The organism is Streptomyces sp. NPDC056128 (assembly GCF_042263835.1).
Classification (GTDB): Bacteria; Actinomycetota; Actinomycetes; order Streptomycetales; family Streptomycetaceae; genus Streptomyces.
This window is the reverse complement of record NZ_JBHJVQ010000004.1, coordinates 464,397-490,809: the sequence shown is the minus strand read 5'-3', so window position 1 is coordinate 490,809 and position 26,413 is coordinate 464,397. Positions and strand designations below refer to the sequence as shown.

Below are 26,413 nucleotides of genomic sequence, written 5' to 3'. Positions count from 1 at the left end.
GATTGTGACCGTGCCCTGTCAACAGTTTCGGAGTGAGTTGCGAAAATTTCTTGACGGCGGGAGTGTGCGTGCTCGCCTGTTATGCCAGTTGAAAGCCATGAGGCCGCTATTGATTATGTGGTTCCGAGGATCTCTCGGTCGCCGATGATCGCGATAAGAAGGCTCGTGATCGAAAGTTTCGACGACCAGCCGGACCGATCAGCGCCGCCCCGGCGGCCGTGCCCGCCGCCGTCAGCAGGGTGGCCCGGAGGGACCAGGTCGCGAGCGGCCCGGCGGCGGCCACGCCCAGGGCGAACGCGGTGATCTTGAGGCTGGCTCCGGTCGTGAAGATCTGGCCGCGCAGGTGCTCCGGGGCCTCCCGGTGGCGTACCGCGAAGAGCGCGGTGAGCTGCGGACCCTCGCCGATGCCGAGGACCAGCGCGGCCACCACGAGGACGGCCGGGCTGCCCGTCGCGGCGAGGGCCAGTGCGGCCGCCTGTACCAGCGCGCCGACCCGGACGACCGTGTCCGGCGTGGCGGCCCCCGGGAATCGCGCCAGTACGGCGTTGGCCACCAGGGCCGAGGCCGCCGCACAGGCGAACAGCAACGTGCCGCGCCCGGCGGCTCCGAGGGCCTGTGCGCCCAGCAGCGGCACGCAGGCCGCCAGCATGCCCTGAGCCGCGCAGGAGGCGACCGAGGTCAGGGTCGCGCGGGCCAGGGGCGGGCGTCGCAGGATGACCCGGAACCCGGCGGCGAGAGTGCCGGTCAGGGGAGCCGGCCGCACGCCGGGGTGCTGGGCGGTGCGCGCGGGCAGGCGCCACGCCGCCGGGGCGGCCACCGCGACCAGCGCGGCGGAGACCACCACGGCCGTGGAGGCCCCCAGCGCCTGCGCCGCGCCGCCGGCGAGCGCCGGTCCGGCCAGGCTCGCCAGGCTGAAGGTCATCGCGTCCAGCGCGTTGGCCCTGGGCAGGCGCCCGGCCGTGGCCACCCGGGGGAGTTGGGCGGTCCAGCCGCCCGACAGCGCCGGACCCAGCAGTCCCGTGAGCATCGCGACGAGGACGGTGACGGCGAGCGGAAGGCGGTCGAGCCCCACGAGGATCACGGTGAGTCCGGCCGCGTACAGGGCGAGGGCGCCGGCCAGCAGGCGGCCCGGCCGTGCCGACCGGTCGAGGAGCGCGCCGAGCGCCGGTCCGCCGAGCGCGGCGGAGGCCGTGATGCCCGCGAGCAGCGCCGACGCCTCGGTGGCCGAACCGGTGAGGGCCAGACCGGCCAGCAGCAGGGCCGGTCCCGACATCTCGTCCCCGGCGCGCGCCGCCAGCGCCCCGGACAGATAAGAACGTAGCGAGTAACCCTCGGACACCGGATCGACGTTACGGAGGTAACTCAAAACTCCGCAATATGCGTTACATTCGGCGGGTGTCCTCCACCCTCGACCCCGACTGGTCCACCAGGCACTCCCCGCTGACCACGGCCCGGCGCACCGCCGCGCTCGTCAACGTCCTCGCGGACGACGCTCCGGAGCCCGCCGCGGTCGCCGAAGTGCTGCGCGCCTACGGCGAGAACGACCCCGTCGACCTCACCGCGGACGACGTGGAAGGGATGCGCGCGGCCGCCACCCTGCTGCGGGAGGTCTTCGCGGCGGACTCCGTCGACACCGCGGCACACGTCCTCAACCGCCTCCTGGGCGCGCACACCTGGCGGCTGCGCCTGACGTCCCACGGGGGCGGCACGCCATGGCACCCGCACCTCGACCGGGACGACGACGCGCCCTGGCCGGAGTGGTTCCTGGCCTCGTCCTGCATGGCGTTGGCCGTCCTGCTCTGGGACCACCAACGCCCGCCCGGCAGGGACTGCGCGTCCGGCGGCTGCCGGAACGTCTTCGTCACGCAGGGCAGCGGGCCGGAGCGCCGCTACTGCTCACGCCGCTGTGCGACGCGGGAGCGAGTCGCGGCGCACCGGCGCCGGTCCGACGGGTGATCAGACGCCGAACTCCGTCGGCGAGATGCCCAGCGCGGTGCACGCCTCGCGGATCGCCTGCTGCTCGGACGGCTCGAAGACGCCGTCGGCCCCGGCCACGACCATGCCGGTCTGGACGACCGCACGCGCCTCCTGCGGCTTCTTGGCGGCCTTGGCGATCACCTGGAGCGCCTCGGTCTTGCCCAGCTGGAAGTTGGCCAGAAGCTTGTCCACGTGCTGGTTGAACCGCTGGCGGAGCTGGTCCGCCGGGAAGTTCTGCAGCACCTCGTTGGAGACGATCAGCTCCTCCACGCGCTGCCGCTCCGCCGGCTCCACCTGGCCGTCGGCCGCGGCGACCAGCGCGCACATGGCCATGCTCGCGTCCCGGTAGGAACCGCTCTTGAGTTCGGTCTTGACCGAGGCGAGCTGGGACTTGAACATCCCCATCAGCTGCGCCTTGGAGCCGCCGGAGGACGAACCCGTCCCGCCGGTCTGCTGGTGCCCCGGCGCCCCGTGCCCCGATCCGGTCGTTCCCCGAGTGCCCTGGGACTGCTGGAAGGTCTTGGCCTGGTCCTTGATCTTGTCCCACATCGCCACTCGTGCCACCTCGGCTTCTGTTGCTGCTTGTCGGTCATGGTTCCCGGCCGCGATCTCTCGCGGTCATCAGGATCAACGCCCTCCGGAACCACAGGGTTCCCGGAAGGCAAAGACAGAGCAAAGAGCCTACCGGTGCCGTAGTAGGCTGCGCGACCAGGAGTTGCCGTTTCGGTCGGCCGGGTGGAGGCGTCGAGTGTGGCTCGGCTGAAGGGGTCGTCGGTCGCCGAGGCCGCCGGACCGCCCCGTGTTCCCGCAGCCCGGCGGACGGTGTGGTCGCGCGAGGTCGGCTGGTTCGTCGCGATCGGCGTCGTCTCGACCGTCGGACAGGCGGCGTTGTACTGGGCGCTGCGCCTGTGGTGGCCCCCGGCCGCCGCCAACCTGGTCTCCCTGCTGGTCCTCACCGTGCTCAACACCGAGGCCAACCGGCGCCTGACGTTCCGGCACGCCGACGCCGGGCCGGTCCGCGCCCATCTGGGGGCCGGTGGGCTCTTCGTGCTCGGCTACCTGGTGACGTCCGGCGCCGTGCTGTGGTTCCGGCACGAGCAGCCCGGCGCCTCGCCCGCCGCGGAGACCGCGGTCCTCGCCGCCACGTCCGTCGCCGTCACCGTGGTGCGCTTCCTGGTGCTGCGGCTCGCCGTCTTCCGAGGCCGCGCCCGCCGCTGACCTGCTGGGTCACCCACAGGTGCCCCGGTCACCAAAAAGTGCGTTCTTCCATGTCAGCGGCCACTCTCCTACGGTTCCCGAGTAACCACTGGAGAGCACAGAGCAAGGAGAGCGCAGCCATGGCCATCACCCTGGTGAACCCCGCGGACCTGCCGGAGATCGACGTCTACCGGCAGGTGTCGATCGCCTCCGGAACGAGGCTGGTCTTCGTCGCCGGGCAGGTCGCCTGGGACGCCGACGGCGTCACCGTCGGCGAAGGCGACCTCGCCGCGCAGGTCGAGCAGTGCTACGTCAACGTCGGCACCGCCCTGGCCGCGGCCGGCGCCACCTTCGCCGACGTGGCGAAACTGAACGTCCATGTCGTCGACTGGACCCCCGACGAGATGCCCCTGCTCCTCGAGGGCATCTCCCGGGCCTCCGCCAGACTGGGCGAGACCCCGGCCGCACCGGCCACCCTGCTGGGCGTCGCGGCGCTGGACGTGCCCGAGCACCTGGTCGAGGTGGAGGCCACTGCGGTCGTCGACTGAAGCGGACCGGGACGGGTGACGTGCTCGCTCAGTCGTACGTGACCCGGTCCAGCATGCCCTGCAAGTACAGCCCGCGCCGGGCGTCCACCTGGGTCGGCGTGCCGGTGCGGACCGCCGTGGCGAAGTCGTGGCGCAGGATCGGCCAGCACTCCTCGTGGTCTATGCCCGCCGTGTCGTAGACCAGCGGCTGGTCCGGCCCGAACAGCTCGACGCGGGTGAGCGCGTGGGGGACGGCCACCGCGCCGGACAGGGAGGCCTGGCTGACGGCGCCGTTCTCGTGCGTGCAGGTCAACTCGGTCCAGCGGCGCGGATCGCCGGTCGCGCGGATGCCGGTGATCGGGCCGACCGAGGCGTCCAGCAGGTCGAGGAGGTGCGGGCCGAGGTCGAGCAGGGCGCCGTGTTCCAGGCGCCAGCCGGTGGCGAACTCGCCGCCCAGGAAGGCGCCGTGGAGATAGCAGGAGCGCGCCCCGGTCGCCTCGAAGGAACGCGCGGCGTCGAGGAAGGCGCGGGTGGCCGGGTGGTAGCGCTTGGTCAGCACCAGCTGGGAGACGACACCGGCCTCGGCGACGGCGTCGGCGACGCGACGGGCCGCGGACAGGTCGGGGCCGAGCGGCTTCTCCAGCAGCAGCGCCTTGCCCCGCTTCGCCGCCAAGGGCGCCAGCTCGGCCTGGACGGCCGGCGGCACGGCGAACGCCACGGCCTCGCAGTGGTCCAGCAACTCCTCGAAACCGGCGGCGACATGGGCGGCGTAGGGCGCGGCGGCCTCCCGCGCCGCATCGGTGCGGCGGGCCCAGACCGCGGCGAGCCGGGTCTCGGGCCCGGCGGCCAGTACCCGGGCGTGCATGGCGCGGGCCCAGGGGCCGGCGCCCACGAGCCCGACCTCGACGGGCCGGTCGGTCCAGGGGGCGGGGACAGCGTTCACGGTGTTCCTGTCTTCGGGGGGCACGGCACACGGGGGCACGGTGGTGTGGTCACGGCGCCGTGCTCACGGTGCGAGGCGGTCGAGCCGGGCGTCGGCGCCGGCGGGGGAGTAGAGGTGCTCCACGACCATGGCGCCGGCTCCGACGAGCCCCGCGTGGTCGCCGAGCCGTGAGGTGACGACCTGGAGGTTGGCCGTGGCGCGGGGCATGGCCCGCTGGTAGACCAGCTCCCGCACCCCGGTCAGGAAGGGCACCCCGGACAGCTCACCGGCGATCATGAGCACTCCGGGGTTGAGCAGGGTCACGACGGTCACCAGGACCTCGCCCACCCGCCGTCCCGCTTCCCGGGCCAGCCGGACCGCGTCCGGATGCCCCTCGTTGAGCAGCCGCCGCACGTCCCGGCCCGACGTGGTGTCGAGGCCGAGGGCGGACAGCTCCTTGGCGATGGCCCGGCCACTGGCGACGGCCGCCAGGCAGCCGTGGGAGCCGCACATGCACAGCGCGTCGGACCGGTCGTGCAGCCGGATGTGCCCGATGTCCCCGGCGCCGCCGTCGATACCGCGGTAGAGGCTGTCCCCGATGACGACCCCCGCGCCGATGCCGGTGGACACCTTCAGCAGGACGAACGAGGCGCAGTCGCGGTGGTTGGCCTGGTACTCGGCCAGCGCCATCAGGTTGGCGTCGTTGTCCACGAGCACCGGAACCGCGTGCGCCGCCGGGTCCAGGCCCGTCTTCGCGGCGTACGCCTTCTGGAGCCGTTCCCTGATGGGGTACCGGTCCCAGCCGGGCATGATCGGCGGCTCGATCACCTGCCCGGACTCCCAGTCGACCGGGCCGGGCACGGACAGTCCGATGCCCGCCACGTGGGAGGCCGGGATCCCGGCCGCCGCGATGAGGTCGGGGAACCACTCGGCCAGCCGGTCCAGGACGTGTTCGGGCCCTTCGGCGACGTCCAGCGGAGCGGTGTGCTCGGCCAGGATGGTGCCCGCCAGGTCGAGGACGGCGGCCCGGGCGTGCCGGGTCTCCAGGTCGAAGGCGATCACCGAGGCGTGGCCCGGTTCGAACACGATCCGGTGGGAGGGGCGGCCGCCGGTGGAACTGCCCGTGGCGTGCCGCAGCCACCCCGCCCGGTTGAGCAGGTCGAGGCGCTGCCCGACGGTGGAGCGGGACAGCCCGGTCGCCTGCTGGAGGTCGGCGCGGGTGTTGGCGCGGCCGCTGCGGATCAGCTGCAGCAGCGCGCCCGCGCTGGCCTGACTTGACGTCATCATGGAGTCCCCCACGGCTCAGCTCTTGTCGGCGCCGCTGGTCAGCCCCTCGGTGAGCAGGCGTTCGGCGGCGAAGAACAGAAGTACCACGGGGATCGTCAGCACCACGGAACCGGCCATCAGGACGGTCTTGGGCACCTCGATGCCGTTGGACAGCTGGGCCAGTCCCAGGGAGACGGTCCACTGGCCGGGGTCGGCGGCCAGGAACAGCAGCGCGAACAGGAACTCGTTCCAGGCGATCATGAAGACGTAGAGCCCGGTCGCCATCAGGGAGGGCAGGGCGAGCGGCAGGATCACCTTCCGGACGGTCTGCAGCCGGGAGCACCCGTCGAGCGCCGCCGCCTCCTCGATCGAGGCCGGGATGGTGACGAGGTAGTTCTTCAGCATGTAGATCGACACCGGCACGGTCTGGGCGACGTAGACGATGGCGAGGCCGACCAGGCTGGAGGAGAGCCCGATCCGGGCGAAGATGACGAAGAGCGGGACGGCCAGCAGCGTCGCCGGGAACAGGTAGACGGCCAGGAAGAGCGCGCTGACCTCGCGGTGGCCGAAGAACTTCAGCCGGCTGATCGCGTAGGCGCCGGGCACCGCCGCCACCAGGGTGAGCACCACCGTGCCGAGGGAGACCAGCGCGGAGTTGCGCAGGAACTTCAGGAAGCCCTGGCCGCCGTCGGAGGTGGAGCGCAGCACGTCCTGGTAGGTGGAGAGGGTGAAGTCCTTCGTCGAGATCCACAGGGACCCGGGGTCGAGCAGGAGCGCGTCGATGGGCTTCAGCGACAGCAGCACCATGTAGTAGAACGGCAGCAGGGTGATCACCGCGAGGAACGCGATGACGAACCAGCGCAGTACGCCGAAGAACCGCTCCTCGAACTGGGCCCGGGACAGGGCCGCCTTGCGCGTCACGCTTCCTCCTGGACCTTGTTGCCGAAGAACTTGAAGTAGAAGCCGAGCAGGATCATCAGCGAGACGGCCAGGACGAGCGCCTGGGCGGCCGCGGCTCCCACGTCGTAGCGGGCGGTGAGGAAGTCGTAGACGCGCACGGCGGCCACGTCGGTGCCGGCGCCGCCGCCGGTGAGCAGGTACACGTCGTCGAACTTGTTGAACGTCATGATGAACCGCAGGACGCACAGCAGCGCGATGACCGGCATCAGCTGGGGCAGCAGCACGTGCCGGAACCGCTGGGTCGGGGTGGCCCCGTCGACCAGCGCCGCCTCCTCCAGGGTGTCGGGCACCGCCTGCAGCCGCGCCAGGATGAACAGGAACGCGAACGGGAAGTAGCGCCAGCACTCGAAGACGATGACGGTCAGCAGCGCCAGCGGGATGTCGAAGTGCAGGCCCAGCAGGTGGACTTCGTACTCCCGGGTGGACAGGAAGGCGATCGGGTCGTCCCAGCCGAACAGCCGCTTGCCCCAGGCGTTGACGACGCCGTACTGCGGGCTGAGCGCGACCTCCCAGACGAAGGCCACGGCGACGACGGGCGCGACGTACGGCAGCAGCATCGCCGCGCGCAGCAGCCCGCGCCCCTTGAACGGCTTGCGCAGCGCGAGCGCGGCGATCAGGCCGAGGACGACGGAGCCGAGCGTGGAACCGGCCGTGTACAGCAGGGTGGTGCCCAGGCTGGACCAGAAGCCGGCCGAGTCGAAGACCTGCGCGAAGTTGTCCAGGGACCAGTTGCCGAACAGGCTCATGCCCTGGATGTCGACGAGCCGGGCCTTCTGGAAGGCGAGCAGCACGGTCCAGGCGATGGGCAGCACGACCACCACGAGGACGACGAGGAAGGTGGGGGAGACGAACGCGAGTCCCGCCCGGTTGGCCCGCCGGCTGGCGGTCATCGGCCGGCGGCCCGACGGGGCGGATCGGTCGGTGGACCGGGGGCTGGAGTCCCGGCGCTGCGGTGCGCCGGCTGGAGCTGTAGTCATGAAGGGACCTTCGTGAGGTGCAGGCGGGCGGCTACTGCAAGGACTTCTTCAGGGCGGCGACCTCTTCGTCGGCGTCGCGCGCCGCCTCGGACGGCGAGCTCTGGCCGCTGGTCATGGCGCCGACCGCCTTCGGTACGGGCAGTTCGCCGTTGGTGGCGCCGACCAGGGCTCCCTCGCCCTGGGAGATGCCCCAGCGGCGCAGGTTGCCGACACCGTCGGCGAGCTGGTCCAGCAGGCTGTCGGGGAAGACCTCGTCCAGCGGCTTGCGGGTGTCGACACCGATCTCGCTGTGGCGCCACGATTCGAGGTAGCGCTCCGGGTCGGCGGCCGTGCCCTTGCGGACCGGGATCTTGCCCTCGGGCGCCATGCCGAACCAGGACTCGTAGCCGGTGCCCATCATGTACTCGATGAACTCGCGGGACGCCGCGGTCTCGGCGGTCTTGGTGGTCACCCAGGACGTGATCTCGCCGAACTGGGCCGCCTCCTTGGCGTCGGGGCCCTTCATCGCGGTGACGATGCCGCTGTTGTCCGACAGGTACTGGGGGTCCTTCGCGCACTGGGGGCAGCTGGGCAGGGCGTCCTTGCGCAGGCCGGCGAGTTCGTCGAGCAGGAACGAGGACCAGACGACCATCGAGGAGCGCCCGGCGAAGTAGGTGGCCCGGGTGGAGTCCACGGTCTGGGTGCCGGGCGGTCCGTAGCCGCGGGCCAGTTGGTCGTAGGTGCGGAAGGCGGCCTCGCACTGCGGGGAGTCGAGGGCGACCTCGTGCCGGTCGTCGACCAGTTGGCAGTCGTTGGCGAGGGCTACGCTCTCGAAGCTCTGCGAGGTGAAGACGTCGCTGGGGTCGGTGGCCGCCGAGATGCCGTCGTGGCCCCTGGTGGTCAGCGCCTTGGCGGCGGCCAGCGTCTTCGCGTACGTGTCGGGCGCCGGCAGGCCCTTCTGCGCCAACTGGTCCTTGCGGTAGACCAGCAACTGGAGCCAGGCGTCGGAGGGCACACCGAGGCTGGTGGCGCCGTCGGAGGTCAGCTCCAGCGCGTTGGCGTTGAACGTGTCCCGGCCGAGTTCGCCGACGATCCGCTTCGGGATGTCGGTGTTCAGCAGGCCGTTGGTGTACATCTGCCAGACCTGGCCCATGGGGGCGGCGCCGATGACGTCGGGCAGCGTGCCCGAGGCCGCCGCCGACATGATCAGCTGCGGCATCTGGGTCTCGTCGACCCCGACGAGTTTGACCTTGATCCCGGTCTTCTTCTCGAACCCGTCGATGACCTTCCGCGTCGCCGCGACACGGTCGGGGAGGTTCTCCTGGGACCAGACCGTGATCTCACGGTCCGGTTTGCCGGGCCCGGTGCTGCCCGCGCAGCCCGAGAGCAGCCCTACTCCCAGGGCCGCCGTGACGCCGACCGCGGTCGTCCTCGACCGCAGGGTCCTGATGCGCATTGAGTGTCCTCGTTCCGGCTTACGTCTGCTCGCCACGCATCACAGCATCACTTTTGCTTGTTGACAAGACATAAGTTGCGGATATTGTCGACGCAACCGCATCAGCAACCCTTCCGGAGCCCTCCGTGTCATCCGTGTCGCCGAAGTCAGCAGCGTCGCCCGTGCCGTCCGTGGAGCGGGTCGTCCAGTTCACCGGCCCCCGCCAGGTCGAGGTCGCCGAGCACGTCAGGGCCGAACTGCCGCCGGGCCACCTGCGGGTCCGCACCCGGTACTCGGGCATCTCGGCGGGCACCGAACTCACCGCCTACCGCGGCACCAACCCGTACCTGACCCGGACCTGGGACCCCGAGGCGCGGCTCTTCCGCGACGGCGCGCCCGGCATCGAGTACCCGGTGGCCGGCTGGGGCTACTCCGAGGTCGGCGAGGTCGTCGAGGTCTCCCCGGAGCTGGCCGGCACCCCCGGCCTGCCTGTCCCCGGCGACCTGGTGTGGGGCATCTGGGGCCACCGCAGCGAGGGCATCGTCCCCGCCGAGCGCATGATCGGCCACACCCTCCCGGCCGGCCTCGAACCGCTGGCCGGCGCCTTCGCCCGGGTCGGCGCCATCGCGTACAACGCCGTCCTGGCCGGTGACATCCACCTCGGCGAGGACGTCGCCGTCTTCGGGCAGGGCGTCATCGGCCTGCTCACCACCCGGCTCGCCCGGCTCAGCGGCGCCCGCGTCACCGCCGTGGACGCCCTCGACGGCCGCCTGGAGACCGCGAAGCGGTACGGTGCCCAGCACACCCTCAACGCCCGCACCGACGCCGTCGCCGAACGCGTCCGCGAGGCCACCGGCGGCCTCGGCGCCGACCTCGCCATCGAGATCAGCGGCGCCTACCCGGCCCTGCACGAGGCGCTGCGCTCGGTCGCCGCCGGCGGCCGCGTCGTGGCCTCCGGCTTCTACCAGGGCGACGGCATCGGCCTGCGGCTCGGCGACGAGTTCCACCACAACCGGGTCCAGCTGATCTGCTCCCAGATCGGCGGCGTGCCGCCGCAGCTGTCCAACCGCTGGACCGTCGAACGCCTCCAGCAGACCTTCCTGCGCCTGGTCGCCGAGGGCCAGGTCGACGTCGACGCCCTGGTGAGCCACGTCGTCCCCGTTGCCGACGCGGCCGACGCCTACGTACTGCTGGACGAGCGGCCCGCCGAGGCGCTGCAGGTCGTCCTGGAATTCTGAGACCCGCTCCCTTTGCGACCGGTATTTCCCGAAAGGCCCCCCATGCTCAAGACCGCCGTCCAGGAACAGCTGCTGCCCGGGGACACCCTCCAGGCCAAGTGGGACTTCGCCCGGCAGGCCGGATACGACGCGATCGAACTGCGCGGCAAGGGCGACTTCCACTTCGCCTCCCGCCTCGGTGAACTGAAGCAGGCCCGCGAGGACGGCGTCGTCATGCCGACCGTCTGCGTCGACATGCTGCACTTCCTCGGCGCCTTCGACGAGGACGTCCGCCGCGACGCCGTCGCCCAGATGAAGTCCCAGCTCACCGTCATCGCCGAGATCGGCGGCGTGGGCGCCCAGACGCCCGCCTCGTACGGCATGTTCTCCCGCCGGCTGCCGCCCTTCGAGCCGCCGCGCGCCGAGGAGGAGGACCGCGAGGTGCTCCTCGCCGGTCTCACCGAACTCGGCGAGCACGCCCGCAAGGAGGGCGTCACGCTCTTCCTGGAGCCGCTCAACCGCTACGAGGACCACATGGTCAACCGGCTCGACCAGGCCGCCGACCTGATCCGCGCCGTCGGCCTCGACTCGGTCCGCATCGGCATCGACAGCTACCACATGAACATCGAGGAGACCGACCCCGCCGCCGCGATCGTCGCCCACGCCGACGTCATCGGCCACGCCCAGGTCTCCGACTCCAACCGCTTCCAGCCCGGCGCCGGACACCTCGACTGGCCCGCCTGGCTCGGCGCCCTGCACACCATCGGCTACGACGGCCACCTCGCCCTCGAATGCCGGCTGACCGGCGACCCCCTGGACGCCGTGCGCTCCGTCCCCGGCTTCCTCGCGAGGTCCGGCGCGTGAACTCTCCCGACCTCCTGGACCGGCCCGCGCCCACCGCGCCCGCAGACCTGACCCTGCGGCGCGGTGCGGCGCGGGTCCTCCTCGACAACTGGACCGGCGCCTCCACCGTCCCCTCCCGCACCCTCTACCCGCACCAGTGGAGCTGGGACTCCGCGTTCGTCGCCATCGGGCTGCGCCACCTGTCGGTGCGCCGCGCCCAGCGCGAACTGGAGTCCCTGCTGGCCGCGCAGTGGGCCGACGGCCGCGTCCCGCACATCGTCTTCAACCCGGCCCTGCCGCACGACGCCTACTTCCCGAGCCCCGACTTCTGGCGGTCCTCCCGGGCCGGCCGTGCCGCGGGCGCACCGTCGGCCGCCGAGACCTCGGGCATCGTCCAGCCGCCCGTGCACGCCCTGGCCGCCTGGCTGGTGCACCGCGCCGACCCGGACGAGTCCCGCCGCCGCGGATTCCTCGCCCGCGTCCACCCGCGCCTCGCCGCCTGGCACGACTACCTTCTCGACCGCCGCGACCTCGGCGGCGGCGGCCTCGCGGCCGTCGTGCACCCGTGGGAACCCGGCATGGACAACAGCCCCTGCTGGGACCGGGCGCTCCAGCGGATCGAGCCCAGCCCGCCCGGCACCTTCCGGCGCGCCGACCTCGACCACGGCCACCCCGCCGACCGGCCCACCGACCTCGACTACGGCCGCTACGTCCGGCTCGCCACCGAGTACCGGGAGGCCGGCTACGACGACCGGACCGCACCCCACCGCTTCGCCGTGGAGGACCCGTCCTTCAACGCGCTGCTGGCCGTGAGCGAACTGGCGCTGGCCGCCATGGCACGCGAACTGGGCCTGCCGGGGGAGCGGCACACCGAGCGGGCCGCCGCACTGACCCGGGCGCTGGTGGACCGGCTGTGGGACGCGGAGGCCGGACTGTTCCGCGTCCGCGACCTGCACACCGGCACGCACGTCGACGAGCGGAGCGTCAGCGGCCTGGTCCCGCTGCTCGTCCCGGACCTGCCCGCGGACGTCGTCCGGCGCATGCACGCCACGCTCACCGGACCGCACTTCAGCGCCCCGGCCACCCGGCTGGTCCCGAGCTACGACCTGACCGGGCCCGCCTTCGACCCCACCCGGTACTGGCGCGGCCCCGCCTGGTTCAACACGGCCTGGCTGATCGAGCGGGGACTGCGCACCCACGGCCTGCGGCTGGACGCCGACGTGCTGCGCGCCGACTTCCTCGCCCGGGCGGGACACTCGGGGTTCGCCGAGTACGTCGACCCCGACACCGGCGCGGCGCGCGGCACCCGGCACTTCTCCTGGACCGCCGCCCTCACCCTCGACCTGCTGAGCACCGGCCCGGCGGCGGACCACCCGACGGGACACGACCCGGCGGGACACGACCCGACGGGACACGACCTGACGGAGGCCCGGTCATGACCACGGCCGACACCCGTGTCCAACTCGTGCGCGACGCCACCTTCGTACGGCTCGGTACCGACGGCGAGATCACCGGCACCCGCGGCACGACGCCGGACGGCCTGTTCTTCCAGGACGCCCGGCACCTGAGCCGCTGGCGGCTCACCGTCGACGGCACCGCGCCCGTCGTCCTGGTGCCCGCCACGGCGGACGGCGACGACACGGCCGCCTGCGTCCTGACCCCCGAGGGCACCCGGGACCACCCGCCCGCCTACACCGTCTTCCGGCGGCAGAGCGTCACCGCGGGCGCGTTCACCGAGCACCTGACCCTGGTCAGCAACCGCCCCGACCCCGTCACCGCCCACGTCGAGCTGACCGTCGGCGCCGACTTCGCCGACCTCTTCGAACTCCGCGCCGACGACCGCCACTACGCCAAGCCCGGCGCCGAGTACGCGACCGACGACCGCGCGGACGGGCCGGTCTTCACCTACCGGCGGGCCGCATGGCACGCCCGTACCGAACTCACCTGCCGCCCCGCCCCGGACACGGCCGGATCCGCGGAGCCGGAAGGTGACGCCACCGTCCGGACCCTGTCCTGGCGGCTGCCGCTCGACGCGCACGGACGGGCCGAGCTGCGGCTGACCGCCCGCGCCCACCCGCACGGACCCACCGCGCCCACCCCGTCCACGCCCTCCGCCGCCCAACGGCAGCCGCACGGCCACGCGTCCGCGCCGGACGACCTCACCCGCACCTGCGCACGCGGACTGGCCGACCTCGACCTGCTGACCATCCCGGTCACCGGCGTCGGCGGCGAGCACCTGCGCGTCCCCGCCGCCGGAATCCCCTGGTTCATGACCCTGTTCGGGCGGGACTCGCTGCTGACCTCGTACTTCCTGCTGCCGTACCGGCCCGCGACGGCGGCCGCCGTGCTGAGCGCGCTCGCCGCCGTCCAGGGCGAGCGCCACGACCCCTTCAGCGGCGAGCAGCCCGGACGCATCGTCCACGAGACCCGGCACGGCGAACTCGCCCACTTCCGGCAGGTCCCGTACGGCCGCTACTACGGCGCCGTCGACGCCACCCCGCTCTTCCTCGTGCTGCTCCACGCCCACCACGAGACGACCGGCGACCGCACCCTGGCCGTCCGCCTGGAGCGGCACGCCCGGCGGGCCGTCGACTGGATGCTCACCGACGGCGGCCTCGAACGGCACGGCTACCTCGTCTACACCCCCGACCCGAACGGCCTCGTCAACCAGAACTGGAAGGACTCCGAGGGCGCCGTCTGCTTCGCCGACGGAACCCAGGCCGAGGGACCCATCGCGGTCTCGGAGGCACAGGGCTACGCCTACGACGCGCTCCTGCGCACCGCCGAACTCGCCGCCGGTGTCTGGGGCGACGAACCCTACGCGCGCCGCCTGCGGGAGACCGCCGCCGGGCTGCGCGCCCGCTTCACGGCGGACTTCTGGATGCCCGGGGCCGACTTCCCGGCCCTCGCCCTGGACGGCGACGGCCGCCAGGTCGACGCGCTGGCCTCGGACGCCGGGCATCTGCTGTGGTCGGGGATCCTCGACGAGGACCGCGCCCGCCGGGTGGGCAGGCGGCTCCTTGAGCCGGACTTCTTCTCCGGCTGGGCCGTCCGCACCCTGGCCGCCGGACAGCGCCCGTACCACCCGCTCTCCTACCACCGGGGCAGCGCCTGGCCGCACGACAACGCGGTCGTCGCGCTGGGCCTGGCCCGCCAGGGACTCGCGGACGAGGTACGCACCGTCGCCGACGGCCTGATCGCGGCGGCGTCCCACCACGGCCACCGGCTGCCCGAGGTCCTGGCCGGCTACGACCGCTCGGCGACCCCCGCACCGGTCCCTTATCCCCACTCCTGCTCCCCGCAGGCCTGGGCGGCGGCCACCCCGCTGGCCCTGCGGACGGCGCTGGAGGAGGGGCCGCTCATGGGGCGGCTCATTCCGTGAGGGGCGCCGCCGTGCTCGCGCGGACGACGAGGCGCGGTTCCACCGACGCCGGTTCGGGCACCGTCTCGGGGGCGGCGATGTAGCGCAGCAGGTGGGCGACGGCGAGTTCGCCCATCTGCGCGAAGGGCTGGGCGACGGTGGTCAGGGGCGGTGAGCAGTACTCCGCCAGCTCGATGTCGTCGACGCCCACCACGGAGATGTCCTCCGGGACGCGCCGCCCCAGTTCGCGCAGGGCCCGGACGACGCCGAACGCCATCTCGTCGCTCGCCACGAACACCGCCGTCGCGTCCGGGATCCGGCCCAGGACCAGGCCGCCCCGGTACCCCGAGGCGGGCGACCAGTCGCCCTCCAGGGGCGGCGGCACCGCGCGTCCGGCGGCCTCCAGCGTGGTCCGCCAGCCCTCCCGTCTGCTGGCGGCCTCCAGCCACTGCTCCGGGCCCGCGAGGTGCCAGACCGTCTCGTGGCCGAGGTCCAGCAGATGCCGGGTGGCCAGCCGGGCCGCCAGCGACTGGTCCACGGCGACGACCTCGGTGGCGTCGGTGCGCGAGCCGTCGATGGTGAGCGTGGGCGTGGCACGGGTCAGCTCTTCGAGCCGCGGGCTCGTGTGGATCAGCGGCACCGACAGGATGATGCCCTCCACGCCCTGGTCGGTGAGCCGGGACAGCGCGTCCTCGATGGCGGAGGTGTCCAGCGAGGCGGTGGTCGCGGTGCTCACCGTGTATCCGGCGGCCTGCGCGGCGCCCTCGATACCCGAGGTGACCAGGGCGCGTGAGTAGAACGTGGTGCGGAGGGTCACCACGCCGATCGTGCGGCTGCGCCCGGAGGAGAGCATGCGGGCCGCGTTGTTGCGTCGGTAGCCGAGCCGGGCCACCGCGGCCATGACGTCCGCCCGCGTCTTCTCCCGCACATGCGGATGCCCCGAGAGCACCCGCGACACCGTCTGCGCGGACACCCCGGCGGCGCGGGCCACGTCGGTCATCCCCGGCGGCCGTCTCCCGCCGTCGCCCTGTTGCTTCGTCATGCCGTCCTTCCTCGGGTGCCTCCGGGTCGATGATATCGCTGACATGAGCTGTCACCTGGTGTTTCCGGGGCCTCGGGCCGCGCTCGTCCAACCTGTTGGCATCGATAACATTCTCTGCCATAGTCAAGCGGGACAGCACCCGCCTCCGCCCAGGGATCGATAACAACCGGGGCGGGACCGGCACGACCACCGGAGCCGTCGAGTGACCCTCCCCAGCACGCCCACGCTCACCCGCGCCGACGGCGCGTTCCTGCGCGCCGGCCGCCCGCACCGCGTCTTGTCCGGCTCGCTGCACTACTTCCGTGTCCACCCGGAGCAGTGGGCCGACCGCCTGGAGCGGCTGGCGGCCCTCGGGCTCAACACCGTGGACACCTACGTCCCGTGGAACTTCCACGAACGCCGCCCCGGCGAGGCCGACTTCGACGGCTGGCGGGACATCGCGCGCTTCGCCCGGCTGGCCCAGCGGACCGGCCTCGACGTGATGGTGCGGCCCGGCCCCTACATCTGCGCCGAGTGGGACAACGGCGGGCTGCCCGCCTGGCTCACCGGCACCCCCGGCATGCGGCCGCGCACCAGCCACGGCCCCTACCTGGAAGCGGTCGGCCGCTGGTTCGACGCGCTCGTCCCGCGCCTCTCGGAACTCCAGGCCGTGCACGGCGGACCGGTCGTGGCCGTCCAGATCGAGAACGAGTACGGCAGCTACGGCGACGACCACGACTACGTCCGCTGGGTGCGGGACGCCCTGACCGACCGCGGCATCACCGAACTGCTCTACACCGCCGACGGCCCCACCCCGCTGATGTTCGACGGCGGGAGCGTCCCCGGCGAACTGGCGGCCGCCACCTTCGGCTCCCGGCCCGAAGAGGCGGCGGCACTCCTGCGCGCACGCCGGCCCGGTGAACCCTTCTTCTGCGCCGAGTTCTGGAACGGCTGGTTCGACCACTGGGGCGAGAAGCACCACGTGCGGTCCTCGGACAGCGCCGCCCGGGACGTCGGGGACATCCTCGACGCGGGCGGCTCGGTCAGCCTCTACATGGCGCACGGCGGCACCAACTTCGGCCTGTGGGCCGGCGCCAACCACGACGGGGAGCGCCTGCAACCCACGGTCACCAGTTACGACTCGGACGCCCCGGTGGCCGAACACGGCGCGCTCACCCCCAAGTTCCACGCGCTGCGGGAGAGGTTCGCCACCGTGCCCGGCCTCCCGGAGCGCCTGCGGCCCCTGCCCGCCGACCCGCCCCTGCTGCCGCCCGCGACGCTGCCCGTGACCCGGCGGGCCGCCCTGCTGGACGGGCTGCGCGCCGCCGCCGAGCCCGTGCACGCGCCCGTGCCGCTCGGCTTCGACGAACTCGGCCAGTCCGCCGGCCTCGTGCTCTACACGGCCCACCCGCTGCTGCCCGCCGGCCGCCACGAGGTGACCGTTACCGGCCTGCACGACCGGGCCCAGGTGTTCGCCGACGGCGTGCCCGTCGCCGTACTCGACCGCGAGACCGCCTCCTTCCCCCTGACCGGCACCAGTGCGCGTGTCCGGCTGGAGCTGCTGGTGGAGAACCAGGGGCGGATCAACTACGGGCCGCTCCTCGGCCAGGGCAAGGGCATCCTCGGCGGCGTACGGGTGGAGCGCCGGCTCGTACACGGCTGGACCATGCACCCGCTCCCGCTGGACGAGTGGTCGCCGCACGACATCGCCCGCGCCACGTCGGCCGCGGCACCCGGCGGCACGGCCGGATTCGCCACCGCCGTGCTGGACGCCCCCGAACCCGCCGACACCTTCCTCGCCCTGCCCGGATTCGCCAAGGGCTTCGTCTGGGTCGGCGACATGCTGCTCGGGCGCTACTGGGAGGCGGGCCCCCAGACCACGCTCTACCTGCCCCGCCCCCTCCTCCGCCCGGGCCCCAACACACTCACCGTCCTGGAGCTGGAACGCCTCGGCGACCACGTCGCCCTCGTGGACCGACCCGATCTCGGACCGGCCGAGGAGTACGTCGAGACCTTCGACTGACCGCGCCCGCCCCCGCTCACCGGCCCGCACACCGCACTCAGCACACCAACCCCCACTGGTAGCAACACGAGTTGAGGAGTACCCGTGTCACGGTTGACCGCTCCCCGAAGCAGACTCGCCCTCGCGGCCGTCGCCACCGCGCTCGCCCTCGCCGGCGGCGCGTCCCTCGGATCCCCGCCCGCGTCCGCGTCCGATCCCGGCACTACGTACACCGTCACCGTCGGGGACAAGGGCTCCTGGACCCGGCCCGACGACACCCCGGCCGCCACCTACATCGACAAGGACGGCACCTTCTACTACCAGCAGGCCCACGCGCTGTACGGCGCCGACGACAGCCGTGCCTGGAGCTTCTACACCGGCACCGACTTCGACACCGCCGAACGGTCCGACGCGATCAGCGACGCCGTCGACCCCGACGAGCCCAGGGACCGCAACGACGACACCACCTGGCGGTGCAACAACAGCCCGACCGGCAAGGAGTCCACCTTCCCGCCCGCCGGCTCGCACTACGCGCAGAAGAACTACTGCGACCTGGCCGGCGTCTGGGTGGACCCGGACACCGGCGACTGGTACGGCCTGGTGCACAACGAGTTCACCCCGCAGCCCTTCGCCGACGGCCTCCACTACGACGGCATCGACTACGCGGTCTCCCGCGACCAGGGCCGGACCTGGTCCATCGAGGACCACGTCATCACCTCGCCGTACAGCACGAAGCGCGGTGACACCGAGGCGTTCCCGCAGCAGACCTACCACTACGGCGACGGCGACCCCCGCCTGTTCGCCGACACCGCCTCCGGGTACTTCTACGTCTACTACGGCTCGCGGATCGTGGACAAGGGCGGCAGCTGGAAGGCGTTCCACGCCCACGTGGCCCGCGCGCCGATGTCCGGCAAGATGGCGCCCGGCACCTGGCAGAAGTGGTACGACGGCGCCTGGTCCGAGCCCGGCGTCGGGGGCCGCGAGAGCAACATGGTGCCGGTCGGCGGCTCCGGGGACACCGGCTACACGCCCGTGGCGGACGAGTACGACCCGGCCACTCCCGGCAAGGTCGACGAGCAGGTGGCCGCGGGCGAGATGCCCCCGACCTCGCCCCTGTTCGTCATGGACATCACCTACAACGCCCACCTGGGCCTGTACATAGGTGAACCCCAGGCGGTCGACCAGAGCGGCGACGCCCCGCAGCAGTTCTACGCCACCGACGACCTCGCCACCCAGAAGTGGTTCCCGATCGGCGACACCGGCGACCACACCAACGCGTCCTGGTACCGCTGGTTCCTCGACGGTGTGAACAAGACCGGCTCCGGCATCGTCGGCAAGTCGTTCCGCTCGTACTGCTCCTTCGGCTGCTCGGACGGCAAGGCCGGCGAGTACGTCGACCTCACCATCGGCACCTCCGACCCGGCGGCACCGGTCGACGTGGACAAGACCTACCGGATCACCGGGGCGGACGGCCGGGCCCTCGCCCAGAGGACGGCGCACGGCTCCGCCACCACGTCGGTGCGCGGTTCGAAGCCGTCCGGACTGGCGGAGTGGGTCTTCACCGGCAACGGCGACGGCTCCTACCGCATCGCCAACGCCGCGACCGGCAGGCTGCTCGGCGTCGACTCCACCACCACGGCGGGCCGGGCCTGGGGCACCAAGCCCACCGTCACCCGCCCCGGCAGCGGCGGACCCGCCGTCGGACAGCAGTGGTTCGTCATCCCCGGCACTTCCGCCGACGGCACCGCCAACGGCACGTACCGGCTGGTCAACCGCTACAGCGGCCTGGTGATCGGCGTCTCCGGCAACCCCCACCGGCGCGCCGAGACCACGCCCGTACGCTCCTGGACCGACAGCACCGGCGACCGCGTCGGCGGCCGGCGCGGCCCCGGCGAGCAGACGCTGACCCTCACCCCGACGGGGCGGGCCGGCTGACGTGACGGCGCGGCGCCGGGCCGGGACACACGCGGTGTCCCGGCCCGGCGCCGGCGCGCTCCGGTCAGGAGCCGGACAGCTCACCGCGGACCGCGTGGGCGGCGGCGACCAGGTTCTCCAGCGAGGAACGGATCTCGGGCCAGCCGCGGGTCTTCAGACCGCAGTCGGGATTGACCCACAGGCGTTCCGCCGGGATCGCCGCGAGCCCGGTGCGCAGCAGTCCCGCCGCCTCCTCGGCGCTCGGCACGCGGGGCGAGTGGATGTCGTACACGCCGGGCCCGGCCTCCCGCGGGTAGCCGTGGGCGGCCAGCTCGCGGGCGACCTGCATGTGGGAACGGGCGGCCTCCAGGCTGATCACGTCGGCGTCGAGGTCGTCGATGGCCCGTACGATGTCACCGAACTCGGCGTAGCACATGTGGGTGTGGACCTGGGTGTCCGGACGCACCCCGCCCGTGCTGAGCCGGAAGGCCTCGGTGGCCCAGGCCAGATACGCGGGCCGGCCGGCCGAGCGCAGCGGCAGGGTCTCGCGCAGCGCGGGCTCGTCGACCTGGATCACGGAGGTCCCCGCGGCCTCCAGGTCGGCCACCTCGTCGCGCAGGGCGAGCGCGACCTGGCGGGCGGTGTCCCCGAGGGGCTGGTCGTCGCGGACGAAGGACCAGGCCAGCATGGTGACCGGACCCGTGAGCATGCCCTTGACCGGGCGGTCGGTGAGGGACTGGGCGTACGTCGTCCAGCGCACGGTCATCGGCTCCGGGCGCGAGACGTCACCGGCCAGCACCGGCGGACGGACGTAGCGGGTGCCGTAGGACTGCACCCAGCCGTGCCGGGTGGCCAGGTACCCCGTGAGCCGCTCGGCGAAGTACTGGACCATGTCGTTGCGCTCGGGCTCGCCGTGCACCAGCACGTCCAGCCCGGTCTTCTCCTGGAAGGCGACGACCTCCCGGATCTCCGCCCGGATGCGCTCCTCGTAGCCCTCCGTGTCGATCCGCCCGGCCCTCAGGTCGGCGCGGGCGGTGCGCAGCTCGCCGGTCTGCGGGAAGGAGCCGATGGTCGTCGTCGGCAGCGGCGGCAGCCGCAGGTGCGCCCGCTGGGCGGCGGCGCGTTCGGGGTACGGCTGGGAGCGGCGCGCGTCGGCCTCGGTGACCGCGCCGGTGCGGGCGCGGACGGCGGGGTCCCGGGTGATGGGGGAGCCCGCACGGGAGGCCAGGTCGGCGCGGTTCGCGGCGAGTTCGGCGGCGATCGCGCCGGTGCCGCGGGCCAGGCCCTTGGCGAGGGTGACCGTCTCCGCCGTCTTCTGCCGGGCGAAGGCGAGCCAGCGCAGGATCTGCGGCTCGATGTCCCGCTCCGCCGCCGTGTCCAGCGGCACGTGCAGCAGGGAGCAGGAGGCCGACACGTCCACGCGGTCGGCCAGACCGAGCAGGGTGCCGAGCGTGGTCAGGGAGCGGGACAGGTCGTTCACCCAGATGTTGCGGCCGTTGACGATCCCCGCGACCAGGCGCTTGCCCGGCAGCCCGCCCACGGCGGCCAGGTCCTCCAGGTTGGCGGCCGCGGCCTCGGTGAAGTCCAGCGCCAGCCCCTCGACCGGCGCCTTGGCCAGGACCGGCAGGGCGTCGCCCAGGCGGTCGAAGTACGAGGCGACCAGCAGCCGGGGCCGGTCGGTGAGGGCGCCCAGATCACGGTAGGCGCGGGCGGCGGCGTTGAGTTCGGCCGGCGTGCGGTCCTGGACCAGGGCCGGCTCGTCGACCTGCACCCACTCGGCTCCGGCCGCGCGCAGGTCGGCGAGGACCTCCGCGTACACCGGCAGCAGCCGGTCGAGGAGGGTGAGGGGCTCGAAGTCCGCGGGGGCGCCGGGCGCCGGCTTGGCGAGCAGCAGGTAGGTCACCGGGCCGACGAGCACCGGGCGGGCCGCCAGACCCAGCGCGAGCGCCTCCCGCAGCTCCGAGACCTGCTTGCCCGAGTCGGCGGTGAACACCGTGTCAGGACCCAACTCCGGCACGAGGTAGTGGTAGTTGGTGTCGAACCACTTGGTCATCTCCAGCGGCGCGACGTCCTGGGTGCCGCGCGCCATGGCGAAGTACCCGTCGAGCGCGTCGGCGGCCACGGCGTCCCGGTGGCGCGCGGGGACGGCGCCGACCATGACGGTGGTGTCCAGCACGTGGTCGTAGTACGAGAAGTCGCCGGTGGGCACCTCGTCGACACCGGCCTCGGCGAGCTGTCGCCAGTTGGCGGCGCGCAGCCCGGCTGCGGTGGCGTGGAGGGCGTCGGCGCTGACGCGGCCCTTCCAGTAGCCCTCGACGGCCTTCTTCAGTTCCCGGTCGGGGCCCTGGCGCGGATAGCCGTACACGGTGGCGTGCACGGGGGCGGACGTACGGGTCACGGAGATCTCCTTCGCGAGACGAATCCCTGAGATCCCGGCGACGGGACGAGAGCGCGAAGGGTGACGGGAACCCGGCGGCACGAACCGGCGCGCGGGGCGCCGTCGTCCGCCTGGTATGTACGCCGACCCGCCCACGAGGTCACCGGGATGTCCGCGCACGAGTCGTTCGTACGCGGGCAGTTGGCAGGTCTTCGGACTCGCGGGCACGTCCTCCGGGAGGACACCTACTGGCCGTCGCTTCCCAGGTCCCTCTCACCGGACCCAGTGCGTATGACGGCGGTCGTTCCCACTCACCGCTGCGGGGCAGTCCCGGATTCCCACCGGGTTCCCTCTTGCGACGCATCCCGCCTGGCGGACGGGGCGAACCAGCTGCACTGTTCACCCTACCGGGGCCGGCCCCTGGACCGGCCGGCCGCGTCCGGCATGCGGACGGCGCGACGGGACATGCCGCCGTCGGACTACTGCTGGGCCCAGTTGCTCCGGTCCCGCTCCGGCGCGTTGACGTGCCGCGGGCAGGCCGTGTCGTGCGCCGAGCCCAGCGAGGTCCACCACACCTCGCAGCAGTCGGCGCTCACGGGGACGCGGGCGGCGGCGGGGCGGGTGCACTCCTGGCCGTGCGCGGCGCCGTCCGAGTGCTGCCAGAACGCGCAGCACGGGGCGAGGCCGAGCGGCTGGTGCCCAGGCGGGCGGGCCAGGAGTTCGGCCCGGCGCGCCAGTACGGTCCGGCGCCGGTGCTCGGCTCCCTCCCGGGCGGCACACCAGGCCATCACGCCGGCGGCGTAGAGACCTGGCAGGGCGAGCCAGGGGTGGTGGGTGCCCGCGTACGCGGCGGCGGCGAGCAGGAGAACGGCGGCGGCACGGCACCCGCGTGCGGTGCGCAGGCTCGGTGTCACAGGGGGACTCCCGTGGGTCGGCGGCGGAGAAGGTCCTCGGGAAACCCGTATGCCCGCCGTTCGCCGACCTACGTCCACCAATTGCCCCAGGGCGTGTCCGGGCGGGCTCCTCAGCCGCGTGGACGGGCGGAAATCCCGTTGCGGGCGGCCGCCGACGCCCCCGATTCTGCTCTCATGTCCACCGCCGACCTGCGGCCGGCCACCCTTGCCGACGCCCCCGCCATCACCCGACTCCTCAACGAGATCGACCGGATCGAGATCGGCCGCCCCGAGACCGACCAGCACACCGTCGAGGCCGACCTCAGGCATCCCGAGACGGACCTGACCCGGGACTCGTGGCTCGCCTTCGACGGCGGCCTGCTGGTGGCCTACGGGCTGCTGTGGGACGAGTCCGGCGGCGAACGCGTCGACATCGACCACTACGTGCTGCCCGACCACCAGGGCACCGGCCTGCGGCTGCTGGCTGCCATGGAGGACCGCGCCCTCGCCAAGGCGCGGGCCAACGGGGCCGCTCGGGCCGTCGTCCACCTGCACCTCAACACCCGGCCCACGACCGACACCGCGCTCCTCGCGGACCGGGGCTGGAAGGTCGTCCGGTCCCACCAGGTCCTGCGCCGGGCGGTGGACCCGGCGGCCGACCTGCCGCCGCGGGCCCCGGCCGGGGTGCGCGTGCGCGCCTGCGCGACGGAGGCGGACCGCGTCCGGGTGCACGAGCTGTACCAGCAGGCGTTCGCGGACCACTTCGACTTCCAGCCGCGCCCGTACCGGCTCTGGCTGAGCGACATCGACGCCGAGGGGCTCGACTGGTCCCTGGTGTGGATCGCCGAGACCGACGAGCTGGGGGACGCCGGGTTTCTGCTGGCCCGGGACGACCGCGAGGCCATGGGCTGGATCCGCGCTCTAGGCGTGCTGGGCGAGGCGCGGGGGAGGGGCCTGGGCGGTTTCCTCCTGCGGCACGCCTTCGCGCACTTCGCCGCGCGGGGCCGGGACACGGTGGGCCTCGGGGTCGACACGGCCAACGCCACCGGCGCCCCCCCGGCTCTACGGCCGCAACGGCATGACCGTCCACTTCGCGGTCGACACCTGGGAGGCCGTCGTCGGCTGACGCCCGGTGCGGCGCCCGCGCCGGGAGCCGAGCGCGTCAGAGCACCATCGCGACCGTCACCGCACCGAGCAGCGCCACGTACGTCCACGCGTGGGCGCGGTCCGGGATGCGGGGCGGGCGGCGCCGCAGCACCGCGATCACCGGCAGGGCGCCCAGGAGCAGTCCGGCGGCGGCACGGAGGTCGACCAGACCGACCATGCCTGCGTGGGTGCCCGCCAAGCCCTCAGCGCCGGCCAGGAAGACCGCGGCGGCCGGCAGCGCGATGGCGAGCGTCAGCGGGTTGGCCAGCGCGGTCGCCACCCGCATGCTGTGCCCGGCCCGCCGCATCGCCGGGACGGTCAGCACGCTGCCGCCCACCCCGAGGAAGGCGGCCAACGCGCCGACCGGAACGCCGACGACCGCGGGCAGCGGACAGGGTGCGCCGTCCGTCGCCGCCGCCTCGGCCGGGGCGCGTGGGCGAAGGAAACCGGGGCGCAGCAGCAGGTCCACGACGGTGAGGGCGACGTAGGCGACGAACGCCCAGCGGATCAGGGCGGCCGGTGCCACCCGCGCGGCGAGCGCGCCGACCGAGGAGCCGGCCGCGAGCAGCAGGAGCAGCGGGCCGCCGCCGCGCAGGGTGGCCAGCACCCGGCGCGGCGTGACGGCCGTCGCGAACCCGGCGTTCACCACCATGACCACGGCCGAGGTGGCCGTGGCCACCCGTATCGCGTCCGCGCCCAGGGCGGAGTCCGCCCACACCACGACCGGCACGGCGACGAACCCGCCGCCGAACCCGAACAGCACGGTCGTCACACCGGTGAGAAGCCCGATACCGAGCAGCGCCAAGAGATCCACGATGCCCACCCCACCAGCCGCCGACGGGCGCCCGCATGCGATGCCCGGCACGATTCCTTCGCGTCCCGGCCCGTAGAGTGACGGCGTGAAGAACGTCCCCTTGGCCGACGTCGACCACGTGGACCGGGCGGTGCTGCCGATCGGCACCGACTACCCGCCCGGCCACGTCCTGGACTGGCACCGGCACCGGCGGGCGCAGTTCCTGTACGGCGCCACCGGGGTCATGGTCGTGGACACCGCCGACGGCACGTGGACCGTGCCGCCCGAGCGCGCCGTACTGATCCCGGCCGCCACCCGGCACCGGGTGCGCATGCTGGGCGTGAGCACGCGCAGCCTGTACGTCGAGCCGGACGCGGTGCCCTGGTGGCCGGACACCTGCACGGTCGTGGACGTGCCGCCGCTGCTGCGTGAACTGCTGCTCGCGGCGGTCGAGTTCGAGGCCGACTACAGCCTCTCCGGACGGGAGGGCGGTATCGCCGCCCTGCTGCTGCACGAGATCGCGGCGCGGACCCCACTGCCGTTCCACGTCGGGATCCCCGCCTCCGCCGACCTCGCGGCGCTCTGCCGGTCCTATCTGGCCGACCCGGACGCCGGCGCGACCAACGCCGAGTGGGCGGCGCGGACGGCCATGAGCGAACGGGCCTTCACCCGGCGCTTCCGCACCGAGACCGGCGACAGCCCCGCCGTCTGGCGTGCCCGCGCCCGCCTGCTCGCGGCCGTCCCGCTGCTGCGCACGGCGTCGGTGACCGAGGTCTCCGGCCGTCTCGGCTACGCCTCACCCGCGGCGTTCACCGCCGCCTTCACCCGCACCTTCGGCCTCCCGCCGTCCCGCTTCACGGCGAGCCGGCGCACATCCCGTTAGGGCTGCGCCCGCTCGTCGCGTCGCGCCTGCTCCCGCGCGTGGTGGCTCAGGGCCGCGCTGCGGCTGGTCGACTGGTGGTGCAGGACCAGTTCCTGGACGCGCTCCACGTCGCGTTCCGCGATGGCCTGGTAGAGGGCCTCGTGCTCCAGGGCGACGGCCATCAGGTCGTCGTGCTGGCCCATGAGCCAGCGCAGGCGGCTGCGCAGGACCCGTTCGAGTTCGTTGAGCAACTCGTTGGCGGCCAGCGAGATCACCGTCTGGTGGAAGTCGGCGGCCGCCCGGCGGGCCCCCACCGCGTCGTCGGCGCGGGCCGCGCCGAGTTCGGCGTCCACCGTCGCGCGCAGCCGTTCAAGACCTTCGCGGGTGTGCCGCCCGGCGGCGAGCCGGAAGGCCAGGGTCTCCAGGCCCGAGCGGACCTCGTCGAGGTCGGCGATGTCGCTCGTGGTGAACTCCCGCACCACCGCCCAGGACCGCGGCCGCGGCGTCACCAGCCCCTCCGACACCAGCGTCCTCAGGGCCTCCCGGACGGGCAGCCGGCTCACGCCCAGCGCCTCGGCCAGCTCCCGTTCGACCAGGCGGCTCCCCGGTCGCCGCACGCCGTCCACGATCTCGTCGCGCAGCCGTCGCGTGACCCGCTCGGACTCGGGCATGAAGCCCTCTGACGCAGCCATCGCCGTCCTTCGTCCCTCTTCCCGTTCCGAGCCGCACGACCGCGCCGTGCGG

22 protein-coding genes, 1 pseudogene and 1 riboswitch are annotated in these 26,413 nt (G+C 73.3%); of the genes and pseudogenes, 11 read left to right on the top strand and 12 right to left on the bottom strand.

Annotated elements, in window-relative coordinates; genetic code table 11:
- Positions 1-106: 106 nt before the first annotated feature.
- Positions 107-1,339, bottom strand: a complete 1,233-nt coding sequence (locus tag ACFC1X_RS12880; RefSeq protein ID WP_376352032.1) for an MFS transporter — start codon at positions 1,337-1,339, stop codon at positions 107-109.
- Positions 1,340-1,377: 38 nt separating this feature from the next.
- On the opposite strand from ACFC1X_RS12880, the gene ACFC1X_RS12875 reads away from it, so the two are divergent.
- A complete protein-coding gene (locus tag ACFC1X_RS12875) occupies positions 1,378-1,956 on the top strand; it encodes a CGNR zinc finger domain-containing protein (RefSeq protein WP_376352029.1) in 579 nt (192 codons plus the stop codon).
- On the opposite strand, the gene ACFC1X_RS12870 is transcribed toward ACFC1X_RS12875, so the two are convergent.
- Entirely contained in the window at positions 1,957-2,532 is a 576-nt protein-coding gene (locus tag ACFC1X_RS12870) for a tellurite resistance TerB family protein (protein ID WP_376352026.1), read from the bottom strand.
- A 195-nt stretch (positions 2,533-2,727) separates the two neighbouring features.
- Here ACFC1X_RS12870 and ACFC1X_RS12865 point away from each other — a divergent pair, with 195 nt between their 5' ends.
- Together ACFC1X_RS12865 and ACFC1X_RS12860 are read left to right on the top strand one after the other, a co-directional pair.
- Entirely contained in the window at positions 2,728-3,195 is a 468-nt protein-coding gene (locus ACFC1X_RS12865) for a GtrA family protein (RefSeq protein WP_376352023.1), read from the top strand.
- 119 nt (positions 3,196-3,314) lie between these two features.
- On the top strand, positions 3,315-3,722 hold the full coding sequence (locus ACFC1X_RS12860) for a RidA family protein (protein WP_376352020.1): 408 nt from the start codon (positions 3,315-3,317) through the stop codon (positions 3,720-3,722).
- 28 nt (positions 3,723-3,750) lie between these two features.
- On the opposite strand, the gene ACFC1X_RS12855 is transcribed toward ACFC1X_RS12860, so the two are convergent.
- From ACFC1X_RS12855 to ACFC1X_RS12835, 5 genes are all read right to left on the bottom strand, one after another.
- Complete coding sequence (locus tag ACFC1X_RS12855) at positions 3,751-4,644, bottom strand: Gfo/Idh/MocA family protein (protein WP_376352017.1); 894 nt, start codon at positions 4,642-4,644, stop codon at positions 3,751-3,753.
- 63 nt (positions 4,645-4,707) lie between these two features.
- Positions 4,708-5,907: an ROK family protein gene (locus ACFC1X_RS12850; RefSeq protein WP_376352191.1), complete on the bottom strand. Its 1,200-nt coding sequence runs from the start codon at positions 5,905-5,907 to the stop codon at positions 4,708-4,710.
- A gap of 18 nt (positions 5,908-5,925) precedes the next feature.
- Positions 5,926-6,810 carry a carbohydrate ABC transporter permease gene (locus ACFC1X_RS12845; protein ID WP_376352014.1) on the bottom strand — a complete coding sequence of 295 codons (885 nt, stop codon included), beginning with the start codon at positions 6,808-6,810 and terminating at the stop codon, positions 5,926-5,928.
- Entirely contained in the window at positions 6,807-7,826 is a 1,020-nt protein-coding gene (locus tag ACFC1X_RS12840; RefSeq protein ID WP_376352012.1) for a carbohydrate ABC transporter permease, read from the bottom strand. Before ACFC1X_RS12840 ends, ACFC1X_RS12845 begins: the two co-directional genes overlap by 4 nt.
- Positions 7,827-7,857: 31 nt before the next feature.
- Positions 7,858-9,261 carry an ABC transporter substrate-binding protein gene (locus ACFC1X_RS12835; RefSeq protein ID WP_376352009.1) on the bottom strand — a complete coding sequence of 468 codons (1,404 nt, stop codon included), beginning with the start codon at positions 9,259-9,261 and terminating at the stop codon, positions 7,858-7,860.
- Positions 9,262-9,431: 170 nt separating this feature from the next.
- Here ACFC1X_RS12835 and ACFC1X_RS12830 point away from each other — a divergent pair, with 170 nt between their 5' ends.
- Genes ACFC1X_RS12830 through ACFC1X_RS12815 form a run of 4 tightly spaced genes read left to right on the top strand, consistent with a single transcriptional unit; the run spans position 9,432 to position 14,682 of the window.
- Positions 9,432-10,478 (top strand): zinc-binding alcohol dehydrogenase, encoded by a 1,047-nt coding sequence (locus ACFC1X_RS12830; RefSeq protein ID WP_376352188.1) that lies wholly within the window; start codon positions 9,432-9,434, stop codon positions 10,476-10,478.
- 42 nt (positions 10,479-10,520) lie between these two features.
- Complete coding sequence (locus tag ACFC1X_RS12825; protein ID WP_376352007.1) at positions 10,521-11,321, top strand: sugar phosphate isomerase/epimerase family protein; 801 nt, start codon at positions 10,521-10,523, stop codon at positions 11,319-11,321.
- Positions 11,318-12,739: a hypothetical protein gene (locus ACFC1X_RS12820; RefSeq protein WP_376352004.1), complete on the top strand. Its 1,422-nt coding sequence runs from the start codon at positions 11,318-11,320 to the stop codon at positions 12,737-12,739. Before ACFC1X_RS12825 ends, ACFC1X_RS12820 begins: the two co-directional genes overlap by 4 nt.
- On the top strand, positions 12,736-14,682 hold the full coding sequence (locus ACFC1X_RS12815; RefSeq protein ID WP_376352001.1) for a glycogen debranching N-terminal domain-containing protein: 1,947 nt from the start codon (positions 12,736-12,738) through the stop codon (positions 14,680-14,682). The genes ACFC1X_RS12820 and ACFC1X_RS12815 overlap by 4 nt, the downstream gene beginning before the upstream one ends.
- Here ACFC1X_RS12815 and ACFC1X_RS12810 read toward each other — a convergent pair.
- A complete protein-coding gene (locus tag ACFC1X_RS12810; RefSeq protein ID WP_376351998.1) occupies positions 14,672-15,703 on the bottom strand; it encodes a LacI family DNA-binding transcriptional regulator in 1,032 nt (343 codons plus the stop codon). The two genes, ACFC1X_RS12815 and ACFC1X_RS12810, sit on opposite strands and share 11 nt — an antisense overlap.
- 202 nt (positions 15,704-15,905) lie before the next feature.
- On the opposite strand from ACFC1X_RS12810, the gene ACFC1X_RS12805 reads away from it, so the two are divergent.
- Both ACFC1X_RS12805 and ACFC1X_RS12800 read left to right on the top strand, forming a co-directional pair.
- Positions 15,906-17,705: a beta-galactosidase family protein gene (locus tag ACFC1X_RS12805; protein WP_376351996.1), complete on the top strand. Its 1,800-nt coding sequence runs from the start codon at positions 15,906-15,908 to the stop codon at positions 17,703-17,705.
- Positions 17,706-17,789: 84 nt separating this feature from the next.
- Positions 17,790-19,619: an RICIN domain-containing protein gene (locus ACFC1X_RS12800; RefSeq protein WP_376351994.1), complete on the top strand. Its 1,830-nt coding sequence runs from the start codon at positions 17,790-17,792 to the stop codon at positions 19,617-19,619.
- 64 nt (positions 19,620-19,683) lie between these two features.
- Here ACFC1X_RS12800 and metE read toward each other — a convergent pair whose 3' ends face one another.
- Both metE and ACFC1X_RS12790 read right to left on the bottom strand, forming a co-directional pair.
- A complete protein-coding gene (gene metE / locus ACFC1X_RS12795) occupies positions 19,684-21,996 on the bottom strand; it encodes a 5-methyltetrahydropteroyltriglutamate--homocysteine S-methyltransferase (RefSeq protein ID WP_376351992.1) in 2,313 nt (770 codons plus the stop codon).
- Positions 21,997-22,160: 164 nt separating this feature from the next.
- A riboswitch (cobalamin riboswitch) is annotated at positions 22,161-22,381 on the bottom strand.
- Positions 22,382-22,454: 73 nt separating this feature from the next.
- Positions 22,455-22,889, bottom strand: a complete 435-nt coding sequence (locus ACFC1X_RS12790; RefSeq protein WP_376351989.1) for a hypothetical protein — start codon at positions 22,887-22,889, stop codon at positions 22,455-22,457.
- A 174-nt stretch (positions 22,890-23,063) separates the two neighbouring features.
- On the opposite strand from ACFC1X_RS12790, the pseudogene ACFC1X_RS12785 reads away from it, so the two are divergent.
- Positions 23,064-23,994, top strand: a pseudogene (locus ACFC1X_RS12785) (GNAT family N-acetyltransferase).
- A gap of 36 nt (positions 23,995-24,030) precedes the next feature.
- Here the strand turns inward: ACFC1X_RS12785 and ACFC1X_RS12780 are convergent.
- The gene (locus ACFC1X_RS12780) at positions 24,031-24,828 is read right to left on the bottom strand and encodes a TSUP family transporter (RefSeq protein ID WP_376351986.1); all 798 of its coding nucleotides are present in this window, start codon (positions 24,826-24,828) and stop codon (positions 24,031-24,033) included.
- A gap of 85 nt (positions 24,829-24,913) precedes the next feature.
- Between ACFC1X_RS12780 and ACFC1X_RS12775 the strand changes: the two genes are divergently transcribed.
- A complete protein-coding gene (locus ACFC1X_RS12775) occupies positions 24,914-25,690 on the top strand; it encodes a helix-turn-helix domain-containing protein (protein ID WP_376351983.1) in 777 nt (258 codons plus the stop codon).
- Here ACFC1X_RS12775 and ACFC1X_RS12770 read toward each other — a convergent pair.
- Entirely contained in the window at positions 25,687-26,361 is a 675-nt protein-coding gene (locus ACFC1X_RS12770) for a GntR family transcriptional regulator (RefSeq protein ID WP_376351980.1), read from the bottom strand. The genes ACFC1X_RS12775 and ACFC1X_RS12770 overlap by 4 nt on opposite strands.
- Positions 26,362-26,413 lie beyond the last annotated feature (52 nt).

Bases quoted from the DNA above. Each gene is read 5' to 3' on its own strand.
- ACFC1X_RS12875 (WP_376352029.1), top strand. From the start codon at position 1,378: ATGCGTTACATTCGGCGGGTGTCCTCCACCCTCGACCCCGACTGGTCC.
- ACFC1X_RS12860 (WP_376352020.1), top strand. From the start codon at position 3,315: ATGGCCATCACCCTGGTGAACCCCGCGGACCTGCCGGAGATCGACGTC.
- ACFC1X_RS12850 (WP_376352191.1), bottom strand. From the start codon at position 5,907: ATGACGTCAAGTCAGGCCAGCGCGGGCGCGCTGCTGCAGCTGATCCGC.
- ACFC1X_RS12840 (WP_376352012.1), bottom strand. From the start codon at position 7,826: ATGACTACAGCTCCAGCCGGCGCACCGCAGCGCCGGGACTCCAGCCCC.
- ACFC1X_RS12835 (WP_376352009.1), bottom strand. From the start codon at position 9,261: ATGCGCATCAGGACCCTGCGGTCGAGGACGACCGCGGTCGGCGTCACG.
- ACFC1X_RS12825 (WP_376352007.1), top strand. From the start codon at position 10,521: ATGCTCAAGACCGCCGTCCAGGAACAGCTGCTGCCCGGGGACACCCTC.
- ACFC1X_RS12815 (WP_376352001.1), top strand. From the start codon at position 12,736: ATGACCACGGCCGACACCCGTGTCCAACTCGTGCGCGACGCCACCTTC.
- ACFC1X_RS12810 (WP_376351998.1), bottom strand. From the start codon at position 15,703: ATGACGAAGCAACAGGGCGACGGCGGGAGACGGCCGCCGGGGATGACC.
- ACFC1X_RS12770 (WP_376351980.1), bottom strand. From the start codon at position 26,361: ATGGCTGCGTCAGAGGGCTTCATGCCCGAGTCCGAGCGGGTCACGCGA.